We start from the raw sequence: 6,833 nt of genomic DNA, 5'->3' as shown, positions 1-6,833 counted from the left end.
AGCCGAGCGGGTCGCCGTCGTGCGCGACCCGCTCGGCTGGGGCGTGGCTCCGCAGGTGGCCGCGGCCGCGCGGTCGACGGCGCTCACCGCAGCAGGATGGGCCGTCGACGACGTCGAGCCGCCTCTGATCGAGGAGGCCGCGACGCTGTGGCGCCGCATCTCGACCACCGAGATGGTCGGCGCCTTCCTGCCCGGCGCGCTCCCCGTGCCGCTGTCGCACGGCTCCACCCGGTACTTCCTCGACAACGCCGAGGAGACGGAGGTGCTCGCATCGGGCGAGGCCTACGGCGGCGCCTGGGCGCAGCGGGCGGTCATCGCGGCCGCGTGGGAGAGGTTCCAGGCCGAGTACCCGATCGTGCTCGGCCCGGTCTCGGCGCGGCGCATGCCCGAGATCGGCTACGACCTGTCGGGCCCGGCGGCGACCACCGAGCTCTGGCGCGACCACCGGCTCCTCGTCACGGTCAACTTCCTCGGGCTGCCCTCGGTGGCCGTGCCGACCGGGCTGGACGAGGACGGTCTGCCGACGGGGGTGCAGCTCATCGGGCCGCGCAACGCCGACCACATCTCACTCGCGGCGGCTCGGGATGTCGAGGCCGCCCTCGGCGGGCTGACCCCCGTCGAGGCACGCGTCGCCGGAGCGGTCGCGTGACCGCCGGAGAGCCGGGGCTCGAGTTCGTGTTCGAGCTGAAGGTGGCGGTGTCCGAGCCGATCCGGGTCGGACGCACGGCATCCGAGGATCTCAACGTGACGCCCATCGTGGGCGGCACGATCTCGGGGCCGCGGCTGAACGGACGCGTCCTGGGGGTCGGCGCCGACTGGTGGGTGACGCGGGGTGCGACGACCCAGCTCGACGCGCGCTACCTGATCGAGGCGGACGACGGCGCGGCGATCGACGTCGTCAACCGCGGCTACTGGCACGCCGGCGAAGACGTCGAGCGGCGCCTGCACGCCGGCGAGGACGTGGGCGAGGACAAGCTGTACTACCGCACCGCCTTCGTGTTCCAGACCGGCGCGGAAGCGCACCGCTGGCTCACCGAGGCGCAGTTCGTCGGCTACGCGAGGCCCGAGCCGGGGCACGTCTGCATCCGGGTGTTCAGGGTGCGCTGACGCGCCGGCGCGCGATCGCGGTCACCGAGGCGGGTGTTACCCGCGGCCTTTCGTGGAGTCAACCCCGTGGCTCGGCACCGCCCGGTTTCGTACGGTGGCTGTTCCAGTGAGAGGAGCCGTCATGGCAACCAGCATTGTGACAGCAGAGATCGACGTGGACGCCCCGATCCGGGCCGTGTACGACCAGTGGACGCAGTTCGAGGAGTTCCCGCGCTTCATGTCCGCGGTGGAGCGCATCGACCAGCTCGACGATCAGCGCACCCACTGGATCGTGAACATCGGGGGAGTCGAGCGCGAGTTCGACGCCACCATCACCGATCAGGTGCCCGACGACCACATCTCGTGGGCGAGCCACGGTGAGAAGCTCCACACCGGCCGTGTCGGCTTCGTGCCGGCGGGGGACGGCACTCGGGTCTCCCTCGAGATGACGTGGGTGCCCGAGTCCTTCACCGAGAAGGCCGGCGCCGCGCTCGGCATCGACGAGCGGGCCGCGAAGAAGGACCTTGAGCGCTTCAAGGAGTTCATCGAGGAGCGCGGCCGCGAGGCGGGCGGCTGGCGCGGTGAGATCCACGGCACGCCGACGCGCGACGTCTGAACCGAGCTCGAGAAGAGGAGAACCACGATGTCCGACAGCCTTCCCGCAGACATCCCCGCGGCGCCCGACGGTCAGCTCGGGACGGAGCAGGCGGGAGTGCAGCCGCTCCGCGATCGCGACACGTCGATCGAACCGGACCCCACCCGCGACCCGGCGCAGGCCGAGTGGGATCGCACGACCGCGCTCGAGGTGGGCGAGGATCCGGACATCGAGACGGCCACCGGCGACGATCCGGCGCACCTGCCCTCCGATGACGAGGAGGTGCCGCGCGAGGATGTGCCGTCCGCGGCGATGCAGCCCGACACCCAGGGGTTCAGCCCGGAGATCGCCGAGCTCGGCGACACGGGCCAGGGCGACCTCGCACCCGAGGACTATTAGACAGCCGACCTGCCGATCCTCCGCGTGGTCTATGCGAACGCGAACAGCGGCGGGAACGCCACGACGACGATCGCCGCCCAGGCGAGGTAGACCGGCAGGAAGCCCGTCTGCCACCGCTCCAGGCGCTCGAACGGCGCGCGGCGCATCGCGAACCGGAGCTGCAGCCACGCGGCGCCGACGAGGTTCGCGAGCAGGATGACGTTGAGCCCGAGCGAGGCGAGCTTGTTGGGACTCGCGCCCCACTCGGCGATCCGGCCGATCATCGCGACGAGCACCATGATGTCGACGACGAGCGCCGCCCCCACCATGAGCAATTGCAGCCGGTCGAACCACGACGGCGGCGCGAGCGGCTCGCGGGCCGATAGCGCGTAGAGGAGCAGGCCTACGACGACCACCAGCACGATGTCGAAGAGGATCAGCAGGTCGCGCTGGCCGAAGGCCTCGATCTCGCCTCCGTCGACGAGGTTCCCCTGCAGGAGTCCCGCGACGATGAAGGCGAGCAGCAGCAGTGTGAACAGCGGCGTGAACAGCTTGGTCAGCACCGGGGCGATGTTCTCGATGACGCTCTGCTTCGCCTCGACCAGCCATGCGGCGACGACGACCGCTCCGGCGACGCCGCACGGCACCATGAACTGCTCGACGAACCACTCGGCGTCGAGGCCGATCGCCGAGAACACGCCCATGGTGAGCGCGACGAGCACGCCGCCGCCGAGCGCGATGAGAGCGAGGTAGACCACCCATTCGCCGGTGAACCGGATGAAGTCCATGCGGGCGCGGGTCGATCTCACGCGCCCGTCGATGTACGCGATCCCGGTCACGATCCACAGCGCCACGGCGACATGCGTCGCGGCGAGCACGAGCGTCGCGCCGTCCGGTGCGAAAGGGTAGACCGCCATCACGACGGCCGCGAGAAGGAACGGGACTGCCACCACCGCGAGGGTGGGCACGGACGCCCGGCGGCGCACCAGGAAGTACGTCGCGAGGAACGGCAGCACGAGCAGCGCCGCGAAGCGCGCGTAGAAGGCGCCGTCGTCGCCGAAGCGGATGCCGAACAGCGCCGGGATCTGGATCGCCAGGCCCGCACCTATCGAGAGCTCGACGGCGAGCGGAAGGCCGCCGCCGCTGCGCGGCGCGCGCGGCTCGCCCGGGACCATCAGCTGCTTCCAGAGGCGCTCGGAGTGCTCGCGCGCGAACTCGCGAGAGAGGTCGTCGAGTCCGCCGAGCCGCTTCACGGCGACGAGGAACGCCTCGTCGCCGTCGAGGCCGGAGGCCTCGAGCCGATCGATCTGGCCGCGCAGGTGGTCTTCGAGCTCGTCGACGTCGCGGCCGTCGATCGCCTCGGGGCGCGAGACGTACGCTCGCCACGCCGAGATCTGGTCTTCGATGCGGGGCTCGAGGTGGTCCGCCATGTCACGCACCCCCGAACGCCGGGGCGCCGGCGAAGTCGGTGCCGCCGTCGCGATCCGACCACACCCGCTGCAGCGCCCGGCTCACCACCGCCCACTGCTGCCGCTGTTCGGCGAACGCCGCGCGACCGCTGGCGCTGAGACGGTAGTGCTTGCGCGGACGACCACTGGGGGAGGCCCCCCAGGACGACTCCACATGCCCGACCCGCTCCAGCCGATGCAGCAGGGGGTAGAGCATGCCGTCGCTCCACTCCAGCTCGCCGCCCGAGAGCTCGCCCACGCGCTGCAGGATGGCGTAGCCGTACGACTCGCCGTCGGCGAGGATGCCGAGCACCATCGGCGTCGCTGCCGCGGCGACCAGGTCTTTGCCGATCTTCACATCGTCCTCCATGCGTAGAAGCCCTATGTACATAGAAGTACAAGTTACCTAGAACTGCAAGGTAAAACGCATGACGCCGCGTGACAGTCGCGCGCGGCGCGCGGGAATGCGTTCGCCCGCGGCGTGTTGGGATGGGGAGGGCGAATCGCCGCCCACTCCGGACGAAGGACCCGCATGACCCTCCCCACGAGTACCCCCGACACCGTGACCGACGCCCGCTGGCACGCCGTGTCGTCCACGCACGGCGTCGCCGCGCTGCGCCACACGCACTGGCTGGATGCCGAGCCCCGCGCGTACGACGGCGCACCGGGCCTCTGGCGCGCGGTGCACGACCGGGTGGTCGGCACGGGTCTGCGCGCACAGGCGGCGGACGCCCCACGCGACGAGATCGTGTTGGCACCTGGAGAGCACCTTGACGTCGGACGCCTGCGGCTGAAGGCGATCAGCCGCGAGGGCGCACCGGCGCTGCGCGTGTTCGACCCCGAGGTTCCCGGGCGCACGCGGCTGCGCGGCATCCTGTCGTTCCCTCATGACGACGCGTGGGCGCTCACCGGTGTGTTCCACCCCGCGCCCGAAGGACAGATCAACGTCATCCGCAGCGTCGACGGGTACGAGCGGGAAGAGCCCGCGGTCGGCACGATCGCCCTCGAGGTGGGCGGCGCGCCCGTGGAGCTGACGGTCACCGGCGATCCGTCGTCCGGTCTGAGCGCCGTGATCGCGGATGCCACGAGCAACGTCGACGCCTACCGCTTCCGGTTCCTCGAGATCGACGCGCCGGCCGCCGACGGGTCGGTCACCGTCGACTTCAACAACGCCTACCTGCCGCCGTGCGCGTTCAGCGACCACTACGTGTGCCCGCTGCCGCCGGCAGGCAACCGTCTCGCCGTCCGGGTCGAGGCGGGGGAGCGCGCGACAGTCCTGGACTGAGCACGGTCGACCTCGCGCGACCGCGACGAGCCGGTCGCGCGGCGGGGATCGGTACGAGGACAATGGGGCCTCAGCCGGAGGGTGTCCGGCATGGCCCGATCCGAGGAGCCGACATGGCCCGTTCCCTCTCCGAGATCCGCGAACGCTCTCGTGAGCGCGCCCGGCTGCGCGCCGCGGCGCGCTCCGAGCTGAAGAACACCGCGTACGAGATCTTCATCGGCGCGCTTTCGATCCTGTCGATCGTCAACCTGGTGCTCGTCTACGTGATCGCGGGCGACAACGCGGTCGAACTCGTGCTGTCGGTGATGAACGCCCTGTTCAGCGCGATCTTCCTGGGCGACTTCATCTACCGGATCTCGACCGCGCCGTCGGCGGGGCGCTACTTCTTCCGCGGCTTCGGCTGGGCCGATCTGCTGGCGAGCCTGCCATTCCCGCAGTTCAAGATCCTCCGCCTGTTCCGTCTGCTGCGCGTCTTCCGGCTCCTGCGCGACCTCGGTCCGCGGACGGTCTGGGCGACGCTCATCCATGACCGCGCCAACAGCGCGCTGATGACGCTGCTGCTGATGGGCGTGCTCGTGCTGCAATTCGGGAGCATCACGATCCTGGCGGTCGAGGAGCACGCGGACGGAGCCAATATCACGACGGCCTCCGACGCGCTCTGGTACACCCTCGTCACGATCTCGACCGTCGGCTACGGCGATCAGTACCCGGTCACCAATGCCGGCCGGCTCATCGGCACACTCATCATCGTGGTCGGCGTCGGCATCTTCGGCACCTTCACCGGTTACCTGGCCAACCTGTTCCTCGGGCCGGGCAGGGGCGGAGCCGAGGCTGCGGAGACGGATGCCGCGCTCGCCGATCCGGGCGACGAGGAGTCCGACGCAGCCACCGCGGGGGCGCCGGCTGCGGAGACCGCGCAGCCGTCGATCGCGCGCCACGCGGCGAAGGGGGTCGCCGCCGGTGCCGCGGCGGGTGCCGTGAACGCCGGTGTCTCGGCCGCCGCCGCTACGGCGGAAGGCGGCGCGGACGTTCCACCGGTCGCGGCCGCCGACGAGATGCCCACCGACCCGGGCGAGACTGCCGAGCGGCTTCGCGCCCTCCTGGCGCAGTCCGAGGAGGCGATGGCCGAGATGCGGCGGCTGCTCGCCGGCGCCACGCCGTAGCGCCCGGCGGGCGGGCCTCCACGAAGGGGAGAGGCGCTCAGCCGCCGACGGTGCGGGGGCCCTGCGGCCGGGTCGAGTTGCGCACGATCAGATGCGTGGGCAGCGGCGTGTCCTCGGTGACGCTGTCGGGCTCCTCCACCGCGATGAGCACCTTCTGCATCATGAGCTCGCCGAGGCTCGCGAAGTCCTGGCGCACGGTGGTGAGCGCCGGGTAGAGGTAGCCCGCCTCGGGCACGTCGTCGAAGCCGACCACGCTGACGTCCTCGGGGACGCGCAGCCCGCGCTCGCGCAGCGCTGACAGCAGACCGATCGACATGTGGTCGTTCGATGCGAACACCGCCGCCCCGGGGCCGATGTCGAGATCGGCGCCCAGCCGGTACCCGCTCGCGGCGGACCAGTCGCCGTGCCGCGGCTCGACGACCTCGAGGCGGCGCGACCCCAGCTCGTCGCGCCAGCCGCGGATGCGCTCCACGGCATCCGGAGCGCGCTGCGGCCCGGCGAGGTGGAGGATGCGCGTATGGCCGAGCTCGGCGAGGTGTCGGACAGCCGAGCGGGCGCCGCGGTACTGATCGATCGAGACGATGAGGGGGCTCCGGCGCGCGGTCGCGGCGGCGGCGACCACCGGGATGCTGAGATCGAGGCCCCGCACGACCTCGAGCACGCCGATGTCGACGACGATGAGCACGATCGCGTCGACGCGCTGGCGGAGCAGAGACTCGATCACCTCTCGCACGGCGGCAGGGTCGGGATCGAGAGCACTCACCGTCTCGACGCTGTAGCGCTCCGCCCGGGCCGCGAAGTTGAAGGCCGTGGCCACCGACGTCGGGCCGTAGTCCGAGACCCCTGGCGCGACGAGCCCGATCGTTCGGGTGCGGCGG

General features: G+C 71.3%; 9 protein-coding genes. 6 read left to right on the top strand and 3 right to left on the bottom strand.

The window, feature by feature from the left end; all coding sequences use genetic code 11:
* From ACI3KX_RS21525 to ACI3KX_RS21510, 4 genes are all read left to right on the top strand, one after another.
* Positions 1 to 649, top strand: a 649-nt coding sequence (locus ACI3KX_RS21525; protein ID WP_404911025.1) for an amidase family protein, incomplete at its 5' end; no start/stop codon positions are given.
* Positions 646 to 1,107 (top strand): DUF3237 domain-containing protein, encoded by a 462-nt coding sequence (locus tag ACI3KX_RS21520; RefSeq protein WP_404911024.1) that lies wholly within the window; start codon positions 646 to 648, stop codon positions 1,105 to 1,107. The genes ACI3KX_RS21525 and ACI3KX_RS21520, both read left to right, overlap by 4 nt.
* Positions 1,108 to 1,228: 121 nt before the next feature.
* The gene (locus ACI3KX_RS21515; RefSeq protein ID WP_363354629.1) at positions 1,229 to 1,702 is read left to right on the top strand and encodes an SRPBCC family protein; all 474 of its coding nucleotides are present in this window, start codon (positions 1,229 to 1,231) and stop codon (positions 1,700 to 1,702) included.
* A gap of 27 nt (positions 1,703 to 1,729) precedes the next feature.
* On the top strand, positions 1,730 to 2,080 hold the full coding sequence (locus ACI3KX_RS21510) for a sugar ABC transporter ATPase (protein ID WP_363354627.1): 351 nt from the start codon (positions 1,730 to 1,732) through the stop codon (positions 2,078 to 2,080).
* 29 nt (positions 2,081 to 2,109) lie between these two features.
* Here ACI3KX_RS21510 and ACI3KX_RS21505 read toward each other — a convergent pair whose 3' ends face one another.
* Positions 2,110 to 3,489, bottom strand: a complete 1,380-nt coding sequence (locus ACI3KX_RS21505) for a permease prefix domain 1-containing protein (protein ID WP_404911023.1) — start codon at positions 3,487 to 3,489, stop codon at positions 2,110 to 2,112.
* Position 3,490: 1 nt separating this feature from the next.
* On the bottom strand, positions 3,491 to 3,865 hold the full coding sequence (locus ACI3KX_RS21500) for a helix-turn-helix transcriptional regulator (RefSeq protein ID WP_349429029.1): 375 nt from the start codon (positions 3,863 to 3,865) through the stop codon (positions 3,491 to 3,493).
* A gap of 174 nt (positions 3,866 to 4,039) precedes the next feature.
* Here ACI3KX_RS21500 and ACI3KX_RS21495 point away from each other — a divergent pair, with 174 nt between their 5' ends.
* Together ACI3KX_RS21495 and ACI3KX_RS21490 are read left to right on the top strand one after the other, a co-directional pair.
* Positions 4,040 to 4,792: a DUF1684 domain-containing protein gene (locus ACI3KX_RS21495; RefSeq protein WP_363354623.1), complete on the top strand. Its 753-nt coding sequence runs from the start codon at positions 4,040 to 4,042 to the stop codon at positions 4,790 to 4,792.
* Positions 4,793 to 4,905: 113 nt separating this feature from the next.
* Entirely contained in the window at positions 4,906 to 5,955 is a 1,050-nt protein-coding gene (locus ACI3KX_RS21490; protein ID WP_363354621.1) for a potassium channel family protein, read from the top strand.
* Positions 5,956 to 5,992: 37 nt separating this feature from the next.
* Here the strand turns inward: ACI3KX_RS21490 and ACI3KX_RS21485 are convergent.
* On the bottom strand, positions 5,993 to 6,833 hold an 841-nt coding region (locus ACI3KX_RS21485), incomplete at its 5' end, for a substrate-binding domain-containing protein (protein WP_404911022.1).

Origin of the sequence: Microbacterium sp. ZW CA_36 (assembly GCF_044987475.1) — a bacterium.
GTDB lineage: Bacteria > Actinomycetota > Actinomycetes > Actinomycetales > Microbacteriaceae > Microbacterium.
The sequence above is the reverse complement of the archived record's forward strand: the minus strand, read 5'-3'. Positions and strand labels throughout refer to the sequence as shown.

What these genes read in the sequence shown, in the direction of transcription:
- ACI3KX_RS21515 (WP_363354629.1), top strand. Translation starts at nt 1,229, where the DNA reads ATGGCAACCAGCATTGTGACAGCAGAGATCGACGTGGACGCCCCGATC.
- ACI3KX_RS21510 (WP_363354627.1), top strand. Translation starts at nt 1,730, where the DNA reads ATGTCCGACAGCCTTCCCGCAGACATCCCCGCGGCGCCCGACGGTCAG.
- ACI3KX_RS21505 (WP_404911023.1), bottom strand. Translation starts at nt 3,489, where the DNA reads ATGGCGGACCACCTCGAGCCCCGCATCGAAGACCAGATCTCGGCGTGG.
- ACI3KX_RS21495 (WP_363354623.1), top strand. Translation starts at nt 4,040, where the DNA reads ATGACCCTCCCCACGAGTACCCCCGACACCGTGACCGACGCCCGCTGG.
- ACI3KX_RS21490 (WP_363354621.1), top strand. Translation starts at nt 4,906, where the DNA reads ATGGCCCGTTCCCTCTCCGAGATCCGCGAACGCTCTCGTGAGCGCGCC.